The organism is Paraburkholderia oxyphila NBRC 105797, from assembly GCF_000685075.1.
Lineage (GTDB): Bacteria > Pseudomonadota > Gammaproteobacteria > Burkholderiales > Burkholderiaceae > Paraburkholderia > Paraburkholderia oxyphila.
The window spans coordinates 1-17,384 of record NZ_BAYD01000107.1; the positions used below are offsets into that span (position 1 = coordinate 1).

Below are 17,384 nucleotides of genomic sequence, written 5' to 3' on the forward strand. Positions count from 1 at the left end.
GCAACGCCTGCGGCCCGCCGCGAAAACAAGGAAATGCCAACGCCATATACGTCATGGCGGAACGCACGTCCACGCGGGACTGCCCGGTCCCGCAACGCTCCAGCGAGTCGCAGAGCGCAGCGCAAGGGCGCCGGGCAAGGGCGCCCGGATAACGCCCCCAAATGATCACTACGCCTGCTCGTGCCGCGCGACCGCCGCATCAACCGCCTCAACCGAGCGTGTCAACCACGGCCGAATCTCCATCTCCTCATACCTCACGAGCCGGCTTTTGCGCGCACGCCGATAAGCCCACCATATCGCCACAAACAGCGGAATCCAGACATAGATGGACAGCACCTCCATCCAGTCGACGCGAGCCGCAAAAAACGCCTGATAATCCTGCCCAAGCGAGATCACAACACACACAGCGATAGCAAAAAGCGGCCCAAACGGAAACCACTTCGCCCGATACGGCAACTGCTCGAGCCGGAAGCCCTGCTTCAAAAACCCCTTCCGAAACCGGTAATGACAGACCGCAATCCCAAGCTACGCGATAAAGCCCGTGATGCCCACCGTATTCAGCAGCCACAGATAGATACTCTGATTATTAACGAGCGAAGTGAGAAAGCACAGCCCACCCACAGCCATCGTCGCATACAGTGCATTACGCGGCACACCACCCGGTGACAGCGTCGCGAACATGGCGGGCGCACGCCCTTCCGCCGCGAGGTTATACAGCATCCGCATCGCCGCATAAGTACCCGAATTGCCAGCCGACAACACCGCCGTAAGAATCACGAAATTCATCGCATCGGCAGCAAGCCGGAAGCCCGCGTGGCTGAACACCAGCGTGAACGGGCTCACGCCAATGTCGGTCACGTCGCTCTTGAGCAGGTTCGGGTCCGTGTACGGAATCAGCAGCCCGATCACAAAGATCGCGAGCACATAAAACAGCATGATGCGCCAGAAAATCTGCTTCACCGCACGCGGGATCGTCTTGCGCGGATTCTCCGATTCGCCCGCCGTGATCCCGACCAGTTCAGTGCCGAGAAATGAGAATCCGGCAATCAGCGCCACGCTCATCATCGCGTGCACCCCGCCAACGAACGGCGCGTCGCCAGTCGTGAAATTGTGCCAGCCGGCCGTGTGCCCGTTCCCCAGCACGCCGGCGCCAATCAGCAGCCCGGCCGCGATGAACGCAATCACCGTGACCACCTTGATCAGCGAGAACCAGTACTCCGATTCGCCAAAGCCGCGCACGGACAGCGTGTTCAGCAGGAAGATCAGCACGAGAAACCCAGCGCCCCACCAGATGCCCGGCACGGCTGGAAACCAGTAGCGCATCACGATCTGCCCGGCGACCAGCTCGATCGCGATCGTGACGGCCCAGCTGTACCAGTAGGTCCAGCCGAGCGCGACGCCGAAGCCTTCGTCCACGTATTTCTCGCCGTAGATCGCAAACGAGCCTGACACCGGCATCAGCGCGGCCATCTCGCCAAGGCCCGTGACGACGAAATAGACCATCATCCCGATCGCGATATACGCGGCGATCGCGCCGCCTGGCCCCGCCTGCGCGATCGACGCGCCCGACGCAACGAACAGCCCCGTACCAATCGACCCGCCAATCGCGATCATCGCGATGTGGCGGCCCTGCAGACGGCGCTTGAGCGTCGTCCCAGACGATACGGCCGTCTCACCTGCCGCTTGCAAAGCTTCCATAATGTTCACCCAGAATGAATTCGAGCCTGTCGATTTGATTCGGAATCCGAATCGACAGGCCGATTGTTCGAGCCGAAATCAGCACTGCCAGCCGCTCGCCCGCCCGATGCTGCCGTATCGAACGCGTTTCGACCGCACCTCGCCGCGTCAAACAACGCTGCGCTTGATCGCCTGCAGCTCGGCCGTCGTCACGATCTTCTCGATCCGGTAGCGCGTGCTTTCGAGCCAGTCGTTCGCGATCCGCCGGTACTCGTCGAGGTCTTCGCACGCGAGCCGCACGAGGAAGTCGAAGGTGCCGCTGACGAGCCAGCAATCGAGCACGGCCGGGTTCGCGCGCATTTCCTCTTCGAACGGCGCCTGCGAACGTCCATGATCGGCCAGCACGATCTGCGCGAGCACGACGATCGGCTTGGTCGCGCGCGGCGCCTTGATCACCGCCCGGTAGCCTTCGATGATGCCCAGCGCTTCGAGCCTTTCCACGCGGGCCTGGCACGGGCGCGGCGTGAGATTCACGAGTTCCGAAAGCTTGCGGTACGAAATCCGTCCGTCGTTGCGCAGGATGTCGAGGATCCGGAGGTCGATCTTGTCGAGCTGCATTTTCTTGTCGGTCATCCGCGTTTGCTCCGGTCGGGTCGTGGCTCGTGCGCGCAATGTCTCCCGTTGCGCGCGGGACCCACATTATCCGGCCGAAGCGGGCCGCACGCCAGCCGGCTAGAAGCGCAGCGACAGGCAGGTCAGGCCGCCATCCATTTTGCGGAACTCGCTCGTGTCGATCACGTGCAGCGGCAGGCCGAGCTTGGCGATTGCGTCGTGCACGCGCGGGTAGCCGGCCGGCGTGATCAGCGCACCGTTCACGCGCAGCGTGTTGCCGGCGTATTCGTCGGCGGCCGAGACCGCGATGCGGCGATAGTCGGCGAACGCCGGATGCGCGCTCAACGCTTCGGTGACGAGCAGCGTGTCGTCGCCGAGTGCGTTGACGACCGACTTCAGGTGCAGGCCGGCGCCCACCGGTACCGCAACGACCGTGTAGCCGTAGCGTGACACGAGCGACTCGAACGCGGCGATGCCGTCGGCGTCGGTGCGGCCCGTCAGGCCGATATAGAAGCGCTTGCCCACCAGCATCACGTCGCCGCCGTCGAGGCGGCCGTCACGCATCGGCAGCAGGTCGCGATGCGCGGCCAGCGCCGCTTCGATATGCTCGGTCTCGCCCCGCCGTGCGGGTGCGCCGGGGCGTGTGATCACCGCGAATTCCGGCGTCACGACCGCAACGTCCTCGACGAAATGCGAATCGGGGAAGGCGTTCAGCGGCGGCAGCTCGGTCAGCTCGACGCCTAGCTGGCGCAGCGTCGCGCAGTACGTCTGGAACTGCGTGAGCGTCTTGTCGTAGTCGGGCGCGCCGAGCGCGGCGGTGGTGAGGCCCGCGCCGCAGGAAGGCGCGGGACGGCGAACGATCGCTTGGGTGAATTGCATTGACTCCTCCATGGTATTCATGCACCCATGCGGCGCACGGGGCAGGTGTGTTGTGTCCAGACCATTATCGGAGGTCAAATTGAGCAATTCGTGTCGATTTCGGCTGCGCCCACAGCCGATCGCGTCGAATTGCATGCGGCACGCAGCGGATTCGGCAGAGGGCCTTGCGTGGCGTGCCGAGCAGGCGCTTTTCGCCAACGGTTCGCGATTCAGGCGGGCGGCAGCGTGATGAGAAAAGTCGCGCCGCAGTCGGGATTGTTGATGGCGTGAATTTCGCCGCCGTGCGCTTCCACAACGGACCGGCAGATCGCAAGGCCCAGTCCCAGCGCACCGTCCCGGGTCGTATGGAACGGCTCGAAGATCTGCGCGAGGTCTTCGCACGCAATGCCGGGGCCATTGTCGGCCACCGAGACGGCCAGCGCGCCCGTTTCATCGGTCCATGAAGCAATGACGATGCGGGCGGGCCGCTCGTTCATCCCGCTCATCGCCTGCAGCGCATTGTGCGTGAGATTCATGAAGACCTGCTGGAGCTTGCCGGCGTCCGCCAGCGTTTGGGGCAGCGCCGGCGACAGGCGCAGTTCGAGCGTCGCGCGGTGTTGAGTCATCTCTTGCGCGAGGAGCGGCGCGAAGGCCCGCACCACGTCGTTGATCGACGTGGGGATCAACTGGGGCGGGGGCCGTCGCAGGCGCTGGCGAACCCGCTCCACCGTCTCGGCCGCGCGTCGGCCGTCGCTCGTCATCCGCTCGACGCAGTCCCGCATCTCGTGCGTGGGCGGATTGTCCTGGCGCATCCACCGCAGGCACGCCTGGCCATCGAGCACGATGGCCGAGAGCGGTTGGGCAATCTCATGGGCGATCGAGGCCGTCAGCTCCTCGAGCAGGCTGAGACGCATGGCTTCGTTGAGCAATGCCTGGGCATCCTGAAGATGTGTTCGGCTCGTCTTGCGCTTGCTCTGGCGCTGCACGAGCAGCGCGAGCGCAAGCACCGAAGCAAGCAACATTGCGAGTGCGAGCAATTCGGCAAGCCTGAGCATGGACGCACGGCGTCGGCGCTAGCGGGCCGGGTCCGGCTGGAACCGGGCGAGTCCCAGCAGCCCGGCCTTCTGGACGAGGTCGGCCACCGAGCGCGATCCCATCTTGTGCATCACCTGGCCCCGATGCATCTTCACCGTGACTTCGCTGAGCGCCAGGTCCGTGGCGATCTGCTTGTTGAGCGAGCCGCGCAACACATGCGACATCACTTCGCGCTCGCGCGGCGTGAGCGTCGCGTAGCGCTGCTGCAGGTCGGCGTGGGCGGCAAGCGAGCGCCTGCGTTCCGAATCGCGCTCGATGCCCAGCGCCACGGCATCGAGCACTTCCTGGTCGCGCAGCGGCTTGGTGAGGAAATCCACGGCGCCCGATTTCATCGCCTTGGCGCACATCCAGACGTCGCCGTGCGCCGTGATGAAAACGATGGGGATCGGGTTGTGCCTGTGCGCCTGCTGGTCCTGGAACACGAGCCCGCTATACCCCTGCAGGCGCACGTCGAGGACGAGGCAACTGGGCACCTCCGGCCGCTCGAAGCGCAGAAATTCATCGCAGGAGCCGAATACTTCAGCCCGCATGCCGGTCGAGCGCAGCAGGCTCGATAACGCCTTGCGCTGCGATTCGTCGTCGTCGATCACGTAGGCGATAGGGCCGGCCGTTGCCGGCAGCGCATCGTTCGAGACGGTGTCCATGATGCCCCCGCTCGCCCTCGAGGGCGCGTATTGGCGAGGCTCGATTATCTCCGGCCCTTGGCGGCGCTGCAGAGTAGGTAAGTTTTACAACGTGGCGGACGCACCCGCCTGAACGATCGGATGAGGACCCTATACGAAGGTCGGGCCCGTTGGCATGTGTACGTACAGTGGTTCGGGGCCCATCGTGGCGCTAACGTGAACGGGCCTCGGACCACTACCGGCCCATGCCGTTGCCGTTGAACGGGTCACCCTGCGGAGATTCCCATGCTCAAAGGTTACATGGCGCCGCTTTCCCCGCTCGGGAAGGCCTCCATCAATCCGCCGCCGCCGTGGCACTACTCGGGCGACGTCATCGGCGCCGAGTTCTGGGCCGAGCCCGAGGCCACGGCGGCGACATTGCCGCCCGGCCTCGACCCCGACCCCTCGACGGCCGGGCACGGCGTGGTCCTCTTCATCGACTGGCAGTTCACGGCGCAGGATGACGAGTTTCTCGACCCGGCCCGCTACCAGTACCGCGAATGTCTGTTTCTCGTCGATGCCGTTCACAAGGGCACGCCGGTCATGTGGTGCCCGTACATCTACGTCGACAACGACGCGGCGCTCGCGCGCGGCTGGGCACAAGGCTTTCCGAAGAAGCTCGCATCGGTGTACCAGACCCGCACGTTTGCGGCGCCGAGCGCGGCGGCGGCACCCGTGGCGTCCGGCTCGCGCTTCGGCGCAAGTCTCTCGGCCCACGGCGAACGGCTAGCCGAGGCGCGCATCACGCTGCGCCAGCCCGTGGCGGATCCGAAGTCGCTGCTCGCGCGTCCGACCGTCAACCGGCGCTATTTCGCGAGTCTCGTGGCGGGCCTGCACGACAAGCCCGCCGTCGACGAACTGGTGCTCTCGGTCACCGACAACCTCAGCGTGGCCGACGCGTGGGCCGGCGATGCCGAGCTGCTGTTTCCCGACGCGCGCGGCGAGGAGATCTGCGCGTTCGGCCCGGTGAAGGTGGGCGGCGGCTTCCGGTTTTCATTGGCGTATTCGGTCACCGACCTGAAGCTGCTGGAAGACCTCACGCGCCTGGGTAAATAGCATGCGCGCCCGTTGCCGCCATGCCGGGCTCACAGCGCTTGCCCAGGCGGCAGCGCACGCTGGACACGGCGCGCGCGCGGCTCGAGGGCGTGTTCGATCGAGTCGAGCAGGCGTGCGTCGTCGAAGGGCTTGGCGAGGACCCGGCAGGTGCTCGAGAGCCTGGCATTCCTGATGTTTTGATCGTCGCAGGAGGCGCTCATCAGAATGACAGGAATGCGCGCGTCTTTCTCCTGAACCTGAAGGTAGAGCTCCATGCCGCTCATGTGCGGCATATGGACATCGGTAATCAGACATTGCGTGACTTCGAAGTAGAGCGAATGCAGGAAGTCCTCGGCGCACGAAAACGTATAAACCGCGTAACCGTGCGAGCGAATCAGGCTCGTGATCGCCTGCCGGATCGATGCGTCGTCGTCGACTACTGCAATCACAGGCGATCGGGTCATGGTGATGTCCGGCGTGCGGATTAGTGCAGATTGGTAGGTGGAGCGGGTTGGCTCGATCATCACAGTAGTGTCATGTGCTGATATATGACCTCATACCAACGTATGGTCGGTCCCCGTGCAAGAGTTCAGCACGCGTGAGCGTGTGAAGGAATCGAACATGGAGGCTGCTGTGTTGTCTCTTGTGCCAGCGACGGCGCCCGCGCGCGCCGCTTTGTCCGCTCAGGACGCGATAACCCCGGCCTTGCGCAACAGCTCGGGCGCGGCGCATCCGTGCTCGCAGGACAAAAACCGTGCTGCGGCGAGCGCGCCAACGGGGTGCGCTCTCCAGAATTCACTCATGCGTCAATGCTTCACGCAACGGCGGCGCGCTGCGATGCGCGCGGCGCCCGTGGCGATTCCTCAACCCATACTGGGGACCTGAAATGGCACAGACGGCGGCGGACTATTTAGTTGGCGCGCTAGCACAGGCGGGCGTGCAGCGCATCTTTGGTGTCGTGGGCGATTCGCTGAACGGATTCACCGACGCCCTGCGGCGCGATGGCTCCATCGAGTGGGTCCATATGCGGCACGAGGAAAGCGCCGCATTCGCGGCCGGCGCCGAGGCCCATCTCACCGGGCAGCTTGCCGTCTGCTGCGGCAGCTGCGGCCCCGGCAACCTGCACCTCATCAACGGGCTCTTCGACTGCCAGCGCAGCGGCGTGCCGGTGCTGGCCATCGCCGCGCATATTCCGAGCACCGAAATCGGCATCGACTATTTCCAGGCCACCCATCCCGAGGCCTTGTTCAAGGACTGCAGCCACTACGTCGAGCTCGTGTCGAATCCCGGGCAGCTACCGCAGATCCTCGGCCGCGCGATCCGCACGGCCGTCGCGCGCAAGGGCGTCGCCGTGGTCGTGATGCCGGGCGACGTGGCGCTCGGCACGCTGGAGAAGCCGGTGCCGGCCTGGAGCATGCCCGCCGCGCCGGTCCTGCGGCCAGCGGATGCGGACGTGGCGCGGCTCGCGGAGCTGCTGAACCGCAAGCCGCGCGTCACGCTGCTGTGCGGCGCGGGTTGCAAGGACACGCATGACGAGGTGGTCGAGCTGGCGCGCAAGCTGAAGGCGCCCATCGTGCACTCGCTGCGCGGCAAGGAGCACCTCGAGTACGACAATCCGTTCGACGTGGGCATGACGGGGCTGGTCGGGTTTGCCTCCGGTTATGCCGCGATGAAGAGTTGCGACATGCTGCTCATGCTGGGCACGGACTTTCCTTATCGGCAGTTCTATCCCGAGGGCGTGAGCATCGCGCAAGTGGACGTGCGGCCCGAAGCGCTCGGCAACCGCTGCCCGATCGAGCTGGGCGTGCTGGGCACGGTCAAGGACACGCTCGGCGCGCTGCTGCCGATGCTCGACGAAAAAACCGACGCGAGCTTCCTCAATCGCGCGCTCGACGATTACCGGCATGCGCGCAAGGAGCTCGATGCGCTGGCGGAGCCGAGGCCCGGCAGCAGCACCATTCATCCGCAGTACGTGACGCGTCTCGTGAGCGAGCTTGCCGCCGACGATGCGATCTTCTCGTGTGACGTGGGCACGCCGATCGCCTGGACCGCCCGCTATCTGAAGATGAACGGCAAGCGCCGGCTCGTGGGCTCGTTCAATCACGGCTCGATGGCCAATTCGATGCTGCATTCGATTGGCGCGCAGGCGGCTTTCAGGGACCGCCAGGTGATTTCGATGTCGGGCGACGGCGGCTTCACGATGATGATGGGCGAGTTCGTCACGCTCATTCAAACGGGGCTGCCGGTGAAGATCGTCGTGCTCAACAACGGCACGCTCGGCTTCGTCGAGCTGGAGATGAAGGCGGGCGGCTTTCCCGATACGGGCTGCGATCTGAAGAATCCGAATTTTGCGGCAATGGCCAACGCGATGGGGATCAAGGGCGTGCGCGTCGAGCATCCCGAGGAGCTGGAGGGCGGCTTGCGCGAGGCGTTCGCGCATGCGGGCCCGGCGCTCGTCGATGTCGTGAGCGCGCGCCAGGAGCTGGTGATGCCGCCCGTCACGACGCTCGACGAGGCGGCCCACTTTGGCCTGTTCCTGATGCGGGCGGTCATGGACGGCCGCGGGCAGGAGCTCGTCGATCTCGCGAAGGTCAATCTGCTGCGCTAGCGCCAATGGCACGGCGTGTCGCTCGACCCCGCCATGGCGGCGACGCCATCCCCGCGCGCCGCGCAAGCCGCGCGCGGGGATGGGCCCATGCGCCCGGCGCCGCGCGATGGGGACGCACGGCGTGGGCCTGCGTGCTGTTGCAGGGCTGCAGCCGGTCGCCCTCCACGAACGTGCTGGGCGCCTATTACCCCGACTGGCTGTTCTGCCTCGTGGGCGCGGTCGTGGCGGCGGTCGTGATACGGATCCTGTTGTTGCGCGCGGGGCTGGAGGACTGGCTCGATCCGCCGGCTGTCGGCTATCCGTCACTCGTCGCGCTGCTCGCGTTCGTGGGTTGGCTGCTGTTCTTCTGAGGTCTGACGAAAACGGGAATACATGGAAGCAAGCACTCAGGGCCGCAAGAAGAAACTGTTCACGTTGCTTCTTTTGCTGGCGGCTATCGCAGTGGGCGTGCTGGTGATCTGGCGCGTGGATACCGAGCCGCGCACCGACGACGCCTACGTGTACGCGGATACGATCAACGTGGTGCCCGAGGTCTCGGGGCGGATCGTGAATCTCGCGGTGCGGGACAACCAGCGCGTGAAAAAAGGCGATCTGCTGTTCCAGCTCGACCCGCGTCCCTTTCAGGATGCGCTCGACCGCGCCCGCGCGTCGCTCGAGCAACTGAACCAGCAGATCATGCTGACGCAGCGCTCGGTCAACGCGCAGGTATTCAACGCATCGGCGGCGAAGGCGAGCGTCGAGCGCGCGCGGGCCGCCGCGCGGCAGGCGGCGGATACGCTGCATCGCATGGAGCCGCTCGTGCAGAAGGGCTACGTCTCGGCCGACGATCTGGACAAGGCGCGCACCTCGGCCCAAAGCACGGCGGCGGAGCTCGCCGCGGCCGAGCTGCAGGCCCGCGAGGCAACGGCCGCGATCAGCGGCGTGGACGCCCTGGAAGCCCAACGCGCGGTGGTGCAGGCCGAAATCGCCACCGCGGCGCTGAACCTCGAATACGCGACGGTGCGCTCGCCGTTCGACGGCGTGGTGGTCTCGCTGCGCACGACGCGCGGCCAGTACGCCTCCGCCTCGACGCCCGTGTTCACGCTGATCGACACGACACACTGGTACGTCATCGCGAACCTGCGCGAGACCGAGCTGGCCGCCATCCGGCGCGGCACGCGGGCCACCGTCTATTTGATGAGCAATACCGCGAAGCATTTCGAGGGAGAGGTGGATTCGGTCGGCTTCGGCGTCGCGCCCGAAGACGGCGGCGGCCTCGCCCAGGGCTTGCCGCAGGTGCAGCGCAGCATCAACTGGGTCCATGTTTCGCAGCGCTTTCCGGTGAAGATCCTGGTCAAGGACCCGGACCCCGAGCTCTTTCGCGTCGGCACCTCGGCAGTGGCGACGTTTCACCCGGGCAGCCGGCAGGACCGGCACAACGCGGGCTGACCATGCATAGGCATCCTGAACGATGACGCGCCTTCTGCCCTTCCTCCACGACGAGCTCGCGCCGTTCCCGGGCCGCATGAACGTCGCGCTGCGCGCCATCGCCGCTTCGGCGATCGTGATCGTCGCATCGATGACGCTCGAGGTTCCCTATCTCGCCGTGTCGCTGATTGTCGTGTTCTACGCGACACAGGCCAACGTCGTCGTTACCCGATTGATTGCGTTCCTGTTTCTCGCGGGCGTCACGCTTGCGGTGGGCTGCGCCGTGCTGGTGCTCAAGCTCACGTTTGACGTCCCGTTGCTGCGCATCGTTTTCGCCAGCGCGATCTTCTTTGGCTGCCTCTACGCGATGCGGATCTTCCAGTTCGGCATCGTGTTCTTCGTGGCGGCGCTCGTCACGATCTACGTGCAGACCTTCGTGGACGTGACCGAGGACGCGGAATCGATCGTGCGTGCGACGCTGTGGGTCTGGGCCGCGGTGAGCTATCCGATCGCCGTCACGCTCATCATCAACTCGCTGCTGCTGCCGGCGGAGCCGCGCGACCAGATGCGCCGCCTGATGGTGGCGAAGCTCGCGGTGGTGCAGGCGTGCCTCGACGCATGGCTCGACGGTTCGTCCGTTCGCGCGCCGTTGACGGCGCACGATGTGGAAGCCACCACGACCGCGCTGCAAAAGCTGCTGAGACTCTCGGGCATGCGCGGCAAGGCCGACGCGCTCGCGCAGTCGCGCGACCTCGCCACCGTGACCGCCGTGTCGAACCTCTATGTCGCCGCGTCGAACCTGCGTCCATTTGCGGCTCTTTCAGCGCCACTTGCCGCGCGCGGGAGGGCGCTGCGCGACGCATGCAGTATGTTGGCTCGCGCGATAGAGAACGATGAACCGTTTGTGATGGCAGCGCCTCGAGCGCCGCAGACCGATCCCAACGCCGCTTCGACTCAGGCCGCCGAGCCGCCGTGGGCGCTCGTCTCGATGAATCGCGCACTGCTGGATCTGGGCGCCTGCATGACGGCGCAGACCGTGGACATGCATCCGCCGCCGCGCCAGCCTGTCCTCGCAAAAGATGCGTGGACCAATCCGGTCTATGGCCAGTTCGCGCTCAAGACCTTGCTTGCCGTGCTCGTCTGCTACCTCTTCTATAACTCGGCCGACTGGCAAGGCGTCCATACCGTGATGCTGACGTGCCTCGTCGTCGCCCAGCCGGGCCTGGGCGCATCGAGCCGGCGCGCGGTGTTGCGGTTCTGGGGCGCGGTGGCCGGCAGTCTGCTCGCGCTCTTCGTCGTCGTCTTCGTGCTGCCGCAAATCGACAGCATCGCGGCGCTGCTCGTGGCCGTGCTGCCCGTGCTGTTCGCGGGCGCGTGGGTTGCCGCGGGCTCCGAGCGCATCAGCTACGCGGGCGTGCAATTGATGTTCACGTTCTCGCTGGCGTTTCTCGAGCAATTCGCGCCCACGTTCGACCTGACTGAGATTCGCGACCGCATGGTGGGGATTTTTCTCGGCATTGCCGTGGCGACCTTCGTGCAGATCACCCTCTGGCCCGAGGGCGAGGCGGCGTTGCTCAGACGCCGTCTCTCGGCCAGCCTCGCCTCGATCGCGAAGTTGCTCGCGCCCGGCGATGCCCAGGGCGAGACGTCCGCTGTGGCGCACGCGCGCATCGCGGCATGGGCCGCGCTCAGCGACTGCGAGGGCTTGCTGCTGCGCGTGGCGCTCGAGCCTACCTGGCGCGAAGGCGAGGAGGAGCGCGTGACGCTGCTGGCGAACTCGGTGCTGGCGGCCGCGCGCGAATTGCTGCTCGCCGCGGACGCGTTGCGCAGTGCATCCGATGCCGCCGGCGCGGCGTTGCCGGCGCGTCTGGACGAGCGCCTGCGCGATTTCGCGTCGCGCGCGGCGTCGGCCATCGAGGATTACGCGCGAGGGCTCTCCGAGCCTGCGCCATCGGCCAGTGCGCCGCGCCTGCCGGGCGTGATCGAGGATCGCACAGGTGGGGATGAGCGCGGCGCGGAACTGATCGCCGAAGCCGAGCGTGTCCGCCGTGCCGTGTCGAGCCTGCCCGACTGGGTGGGCGACGCCGCCGCTTCCCCGTTGGCGCGGCAAGCCGGTGTGCATCATGATTAACGCCATCCCGCACGTGCGTCGCAAGCGTCGAAGCGCGCATTCGCGAGCGCTTTCGCGCTGTATGGCCGCCGCGTGCGCCGCGATGCTGAGCGCTTGTGCGTTGATACACCATGACTCCGGCGCGGTCGCGCAGGTCGATGCCTCGCGCGTTCAACTGCCCACAGAGCTGGCGGTGCCGGCGGGAAGCTGGCCATCCGAAACATGGTGGCAGCAATACGACGATCCGCAACTCACGGTGCTGATCGAGCGTGCGCTCTCGGCTTCGCCGTCCATGGCCATCGCGCGCGAACACGTTGCGCTGGCTCATGCGCAGGCCAGGCTCGCATTGGCGGCAGCCGGCCCGCAGATCAACGCGTCGGCCGCCATCGACCGCGAGCGCGTGTCCTCGAACGGCTTTCTGAGCGCCTATGCGGGCAAGGACCCGGGGATAGGTGCGGACGGCCCGTGGTACACGACCGGCCTCGTGGGCTTCGACGGCGCATGGGATATCGACATCTGGGGCCTGCATCGGGCGCAAATCGCGGCGGCGGTGGGCGTCGAGAACGCGCAGAAGGCGGAGGAGGCGGACATCGCGCTCGAGCTCTCGACCGATATCGCGCGCATCTACTACACGGTGCAGACCGCGTACGCGAGCATCGACCTCTTGAAACAGGAGCGCGATGCGCTTGCCGTCCAGCTCGATGCACACCGTCTGCGCTTCGAGCGGGGGCTCGAGCCTGAAACACTCGCCAGGCAGTCCGAAGCGCGCCTGCTCTCGGTCAATCAGCAGATCGCGCAGACCACCAACGAGGTGACGACCGCTCAAGAGTCGCTGCGCGCGCTGCTCGGCGCCGATTCGACCGGGCTCGCCGCACTGGCGCCGAAGCCGCTCCCTGCGCTCGCGACGGGCGTGCCGCCGAGCCTCGGCTTCCAGCTGCTCGCTCGCCGCCCCGATTTGCAGGCGCTGCACTGGTATGTCGTGGCATCGCTCAGGCGCGTGGACGCCGCCAAAGCGGCGTTCTATCCGAACTTCGATATCAAGGCCTTCTTCGGCTTCAACGCGTTGGACCTCTCCCAGCTATTCCTGCATCGGAGCCAGCAGATCGACATCATCCCCGGCCTCTCGCTGCCGGTGTTCGACAGCGGCAGGCTGAACGCCTCGCTCAGCGGCGAGCGCGCCGCGAGCAACACCGCCATCTTCCAGTACAACCAGGCCGTATTGAACGCGGTGCGCGACGTGGCGCAAACCGGGAGCGAGCTGCAGGACCTCAACGAGCGGACCGGCATGCAGCAGCGCAAGCTCGACGATGTGCAGTTCGCGTTCGACAGCGCTTCCGCCCTCTACGGGCGCGGGCTGGCCGACAGGCTGCAGGTGGAAGAAGCGCGCGAGACGCAGATCCAGGAGCGGCTGGCCCTGCTGCAACTGCGCAGCCAGAGCCTGCAGGCCTCGATTGCGCTTACGAAGACGCTGGGCGGCGGGTATCGAGCGGCGGACGATGCCCATTGAACGGGCGGGCCTGTCCGCGCGAATCGCGCTGTCACGTTTTGAACCGCGTCAGGCAAGCTCCGTGAGTGGAATCGCTTCCATCACGGAGGCCAGGATCATGGCCTCGACGTTGCGCGGCGCCGGCTGAACGAGACGAGGGCGGTAGACGGCATCGCCCTGGGCGATGGCTTGTCCGCTGAGCGCGCATCTGCCGCTCTTGCGCGCCACGCAGCGCCGCCAGAGCTGCTCGCCATAGCAGCAGGCGGTTGGGTCGCTCCATGCGACGGTGGCGCCGCCCGGACCCTGGCGCTCGAGCACCTTGACCGCGCAGCGCCGGTACGCGTCGGCGCCATATTCCGTGCGCGCGGGACAGGGAAAGGGGCGGGTGCGAGGCGTCTTGACGACGCTGTCGAGGCCGAGCAGGGTCATCGTGTGACACCAGGTGCGGCCGGCTGGGTCGGCGTTCTTCATGATACGCAGTCCGTAGTTAATCGAATGGGCGCACAGGAGCGGCGCGGATCCGGATTCGATTCGGCGCGCTGGCTTGCCTGCATCACAGCATAGTGAGCGGCAGGCGAGCCCGCTATTACATGAACCTGCAGTATCAGGTGGCGTTCAGCGCCTGCTGAGGAACGGTGACGGGCGCCACGGGGAGCAGCGCGCTGAAAGTGGCGCCGTACCCCGCATTGTTGGCGGCGAACAGGCGTCCGCCATGCGCTTCGACGATCGAGCGCGAGACGGCGAGCCCGATGCCGAGCCCCTTGGTCTTGGTCGTGAAGAACGGATCGAAAATGCTGTCGCCTTCGGTAATGCCCGAGCCGTTGTCGACAACCTCGATCAGCACCGACATGGCATTGGCGTGCCCGACCTTGACGGTGACGCGCGGCGTCCGCCCGCTGCTGCGCGCCGCCTCGATCCCGTTGGAGATCAGGTTGATCAGCACCTGCTGGATCTGGATGGGGTCCACAAAAACCGCAGGCAGATCGTCAGGCAAGTCGAAGCCGATCTCCGCGTCGCGCTTGTTCTCGTCCTCGCGCAACAGGCGCACCGCTTCGAGCACCATGTCCCTCACATTGCGCCGCTGCTTCGTGAGCGACTGGCGCTTGCTGAAGAGCGCGCGGATGCTTTGCATCGTCTCGTCGGTGGCGTGCGCGTCGCGCACGAGGTTCTCGAGCGACGCGCGGGCCTCGGCCAGGTTCGGCGGCTGCGCCGCGAGCCAGCGGCGGCACGCCTGGGCATTGGCGATCACTGCGGTGAGCGGCTGATTGAGCTCATGGGCGATCGAGGCGGACAGCTCCGCCACCGTCGCGATCTTCGTCGCGCGGGCCAGCTTCGCCTGAGTCTGCCGCAGCCGGCCCTCCGTGTGCTTGAACGCGTCGATATCGAGGCTGAGCCCATACCATCGGACGATATTGCCATCGCAGTCGCGCATCGGCTCGGCGGCCTGCTGGTGCCAGCGATAGGTGCCGTCCTTGCGGCGCAGACGGGTGACATGGCTGTACGGCTCGCCGGTCTCGATCGAGTGCGTGAAGGTCCGGATCACGCTGTCCCAGTCGTCGGGATGAATCACGCTGCGGTAGCCGAGATCCACGAGATCGCACGCCTGTACGCCGGCATAGTCCGCCGTTCTTCGATTGATGTAGTCGGGCTGTCCCTGCGGGTCGGTGCTCCAGATCATGCCGGGGATCGTTTCCGCGATCTCGCGCAACTGGTGTTCGCGCTGCACGAGCGCTTCCTCGGCGAGCTTGCGCGCGTGGATGTCCCACGCGATGCCAACCCAGCGAACGAGCTCGCCGCGATCGCCGTTCACGGCCTGGGCGCGGCACAGGAACCAGCGATAGACGCCGTCCGCGCGGCGCAGACGGATCTCCACTTCCTCGGGGTTCCGGCCTTCCGCGAGGTCTTGCCAGTAGCGCGTGTCGGCCGCCACGTCGTCGGGGTGGATGACCGTGTGGAACGCATCGCACGCCTGCGCTTCGGCGAGGCCGGTATAGCTGCGCAGGCTCGGGCTCAGATACTCCAGGGTGCCATCGGGCAGCGCCGTCCACACGTGGCCGGGAATCAGGCCGCCCATGGCTTCGAGCGTCTGGTTGCGCTGGCGCAGTTGCGCTTCCTCCCGCTTTTGCTCGTCGATGTTCCAGTGCATGCCGTAGACGCGGAACACCTTGCCGTGGCGGTCGCGCTGCGTGTGCATCACGGCGGCGAACCACTGGTAGGCGCCGGCCGCCGACCGGTAGCGGCAGTGGTACTCCTGAGGGTCTCCGGTATCTCTGGCGCGGGCGAAGGCCCGGGCCGGAATCCAGGCGTCGTCGGGATGGACCAGGGTAAACGGCGCGCGCAGTTCCTCGGGTGTGCGGCCCGTGTAGTCCAGAATGGATTGGCTGACGTATTCGAGCTTGCCGTCGATGGCCCTGGACCAGATATTGCGGCTCAGTTCGTCGATGGGCAGACCGAACGGGTCGTCCTTGAGTGTGGCCGTCGATGCGCGCTGTTTCGGCCGCGGCGCGACGCATTCGGCGCACAGCCATGCCGCGGCCATGGCGACGACCGCGTGGACGAGCGGGCTGGCCCCCATGGCGGAGAGCGGCGCGCCGGACGGCGCAAGCACGACGCCAAGCGAGGTGAACCCCGCGGCCAGCCGCCCGAAACCGCGGCCGAGCCAGCGCGTGACGGGCACCACCAGAAGGACGCCGAGGCAGCCGGATAGCGGCTCGAGCCAGCCCGCCAACGCCGACACGCCCGCTACGGCGACGGCGAGGAGGGCAAGCCGCGATGAACGTGGAAATCGCATGGTTAGCAAGTCACCATCGGGTTCGCCGGCGCACCGTGCAATCCTGCTCCGCGTTGCGGCGCCTGTGCAAGCGATGATACGAGCTTTTGAGTGGCCGGGACCTCGCGCACGGATGTTGGCAATTTGTCAGGTCGAACGCGGCGCATGGGCACGCGCCGTAGCGGCCGAAGGACAAGCCTATAACGCCGAATTCGCCCACGACACTACATATTCCTGTAACCCGCAACGCCGTCTTGCGGCGCGCGGCGCGTCTCGCGCATGACTATAATTTCCGGATCATCGCCTCTTGGGCGGTCCTTTCAATGAACTTTCCCGCCTCGCGCGGCCGTGCGTATCGTCGAGCCGGTCGTGCCGGGCGACAGAGGGGTTCGATGGAATCCGCGGGTGAAGTGGTCTATGTCGTCGACGACGACGCGCGCGTGCGCGAAGCGCTGTCCGCCTTGCTGCGCGCCAACGGCAAGAACGTGCATGCGTTCGGCTCGGGCGCCGAGTTTCTCGAGGCGCCGCGCGAGGGCGCGGCCGCGTGCCTGATTCTGGACATGAGGATGCCGGGCCTGGGCGGGCTCGAGGTCCAGAAGCTGATGGCGAGCGATCTGTCCATCCCGGTCATCTTCATCACGGGGCGCGGCGACATTCCCTCGACCGTGCTGGCGATGAAAGGCGGCGCGCTGGACTTTCTCACCAAGCCCATCTGCGAGGACGAGTTGATGCGCGCCGTGGATACGGCGCTGGCGAAGGCGCACGTGCTGCGCCGCGAGGCCGCCGACCGCGCGGCGCTGCGCACGCGCTACGAAACCCTGACGCCGCGCGAGCAGGAGCTGCTGCCGCTGCTGGCCAAGGGGCTGCTCAACAAGCAGGCCGCGGCGATACTCGGGATTACTGAGTATACGGTGCAGGTCCACCGCGGCCACATCATGAAGAAGATGCAGGCCGATTCGTTCGCGATGCTGGTCAAGCAGGCGAGCCGGCTCCAGCTCGACGTGTCCACCGAAGAATCCAGCGACGCGTGACGCCCCTTCCGGGCGTCTCGTTCAGTCTCCTCT

General features: G+C 66.3%; 14 protein-coding genes and 1 pseudogene. 7 read left to right on the plus strand and 8 right to left on the minus strand.

Going from position 1 to position 17,384, the window contains the following annotated elements; all coding sequences use genetic code 11:
• Positions 1–168: 168 nt before the first annotated feature.
• The 5 genes and pseudogenes from BO1_RS54640 to BO1_RS39265 form a co-directional block, all read right to left on the minus strand.
• Positions 169–1,698, minus strand: a pseudogene (locus tag BO1_RS54640) (amino acid permease).
• Between the two features lie 147 nt (positions 1,699–1,845).
• Positions 1,846–2,310 (minus strand): Lrp/AsnC family transcriptional regulator, encoded by a 465-nt coding sequence (locus BO1_RS39250; protein ID WP_028222250.1) that lies wholly within the window; start codon positions 2,308–2,310, stop codon positions 1,846–1,848.
• Between the two features lie 99 nt (positions 2,311–2,409).
• On the minus strand, positions 2,410–3,168 hold the full coding sequence (locus BO1_RS39255; RefSeq protein ID WP_028222251.1) for a dimethylarginine dimethylaminohydrolase family protein: 759 nt from the start codon (positions 3,166–3,168) through the stop codon (positions 2,410–2,412).
• A gap of 209 nt (positions 3,169–3,377) precedes the next feature.
• Positions 3,378–4,202, minus strand: coding sequence for a sensor histidine kinase (locus BO1_RS54645; RefSeq protein WP_052409773.1), 825 nt, complete (start codon positions 4,200–4,202; stop codon positions 3,378–3,380).
• A gap of 18 nt (positions 4,203–4,220) precedes the next feature.
• Positions 4,221–4,886 (minus strand): response regulator transcription factor, encoded by a 666-nt coding sequence (locus tag BO1_RS39265; protein WP_043288514.1) that lies wholly within the window; start codon positions 4,884–4,886, stop codon positions 4,221–4,223.
• Positions 4,887–5,150: 264 nt separating this feature from the next.
• Between BO1_RS39265 and BO1_RS39270 the strand changes: the two genes are divergently transcribed.
• Positions 5,151–5,960, plus strand: coding sequence for an acetoacetate decarboxylase family protein (locus tag BO1_RS39270; protein WP_028222253.1), 810 nt, complete (start codon positions 5,151–5,153; stop codon positions 5,958–5,960).
• 29 nt (positions 5,961–5,989) lie between these two features.
• Here BO1_RS39270 and BO1_RS39275 read toward each other — a convergent pair whose 3' ends face one another.
• Positions 5,990–6,403: a response regulator transcription factor gene (locus BO1_RS39275; RefSeq protein WP_028222254.1), complete on the minus strand. Its 414-nt coding sequence runs from the start codon at positions 6,401–6,403 to the stop codon at positions 5,990–5,992.
• 422 nt (positions 6,404–6,825) lie between these two features.
• On the opposite strand from BO1_RS39275, the gene poxB reads away from it, so the two are divergent.
• Genes poxB through BO1_RS39300 form a run of 5 tightly spaced genes read left to right on the plus strand, consistent with a single transcriptional unit; the run spans position 6,826 to position 13,571 of the window.
• Positions 6,826–8,547, plus strand: a complete 1,722-nt coding sequence (poxB, locus tag BO1_RS39280) for a ubiquinone-dependent pyruvate dehydrogenase (protein WP_028222255.1) — start codon at positions 6,826–6,828, stop codon at positions 8,545–8,547.
• 5 nt (positions 8,548–8,552) lie between these two features.
• On the plus strand, positions 8,553–8,897 hold the full coding sequence (locus BO1_RS58400; RefSeq protein ID WP_084688601.1) for a YtcA family lipoprotein: 345 nt from the start codon (positions 8,553–8,555) through the stop codon (positions 8,895–8,897).
• Positions 8,898–8,919: 22 nt separating this feature from the next.
• Complete coding sequence (gene mdtN / locus BO1_RS39290) at positions 8,920–9,975, plus strand: multidrug transporter subunit MdtN (RefSeq protein ID WP_028222257.1); 1,056 nt, start codon at positions 8,920–8,922, stop codon at positions 9,973–9,975.
• A 22-nt stretch (positions 9,976–9,997) separates the two neighbouring features.
• On the plus strand, positions 9,998–12,085 hold the full coding sequence (locus BO1_RS54655) for an FUSC family protein (RefSeq protein ID WP_043288519.1): 2,088 nt from the start codon (positions 9,998–10,000) through the stop codon (positions 12,083–12,085).
• Positions 12,078–13,571 (plus strand): efflux transporter outer membrane subunit, encoded by a 1,494-nt coding sequence (locus BO1_RS39300; RefSeq protein ID WP_245644017.1) that lies wholly within the window; start codon positions 12,078–12,080, stop codon positions 13,569–13,571. Before BO1_RS54655 ends, BO1_RS39300 begins: the two co-directional genes overlap by 8 nt.
• Before the next feature lie 48 nt (positions 13,572–13,619).
• Here the strand turns inward: BO1_RS39300 and BO1_RS54660 are convergent, their stop codons facing one another.
• Together BO1_RS54660 and BO1_RS54665 are read right to left on the minus strand one after the other, a co-directional pair.
• On the minus strand, positions 13,620–14,021 hold the full coding sequence (locus BO1_RS54660) for a DUF3331 domain-containing protein (RefSeq protein ID WP_052409775.1): 402 nt from the start codon (positions 14,019–14,021) through the stop codon (positions 13,620–13,622).
• Between the two features lie 133 nt (positions 14,022–14,154).
• A complete protein-coding gene (locus BO1_RS54665) occupies positions 14,155–16,341 on the minus strand; it encodes a PAS domain-containing sensor histidine kinase (RefSeq protein WP_028222259.1) in 2,187 nt (728 codons plus the stop codon).
• A 371-nt stretch (positions 16,342–16,712) separates the two neighbouring features.
• On the opposite strand from BO1_RS54665, the gene BO1_RS39315 reads away from it, so the two are divergent.
• Positions 16,713–17,351, plus strand: a complete 639-nt coding sequence (locus BO1_RS39315; RefSeq protein ID WP_028222260.1) for a response regulator transcription factor — start codon at positions 16,713–16,715, stop codon at positions 17,349–17,351.
• Positions 17,352–17,384: the final 33 nt, after the last annotated feature.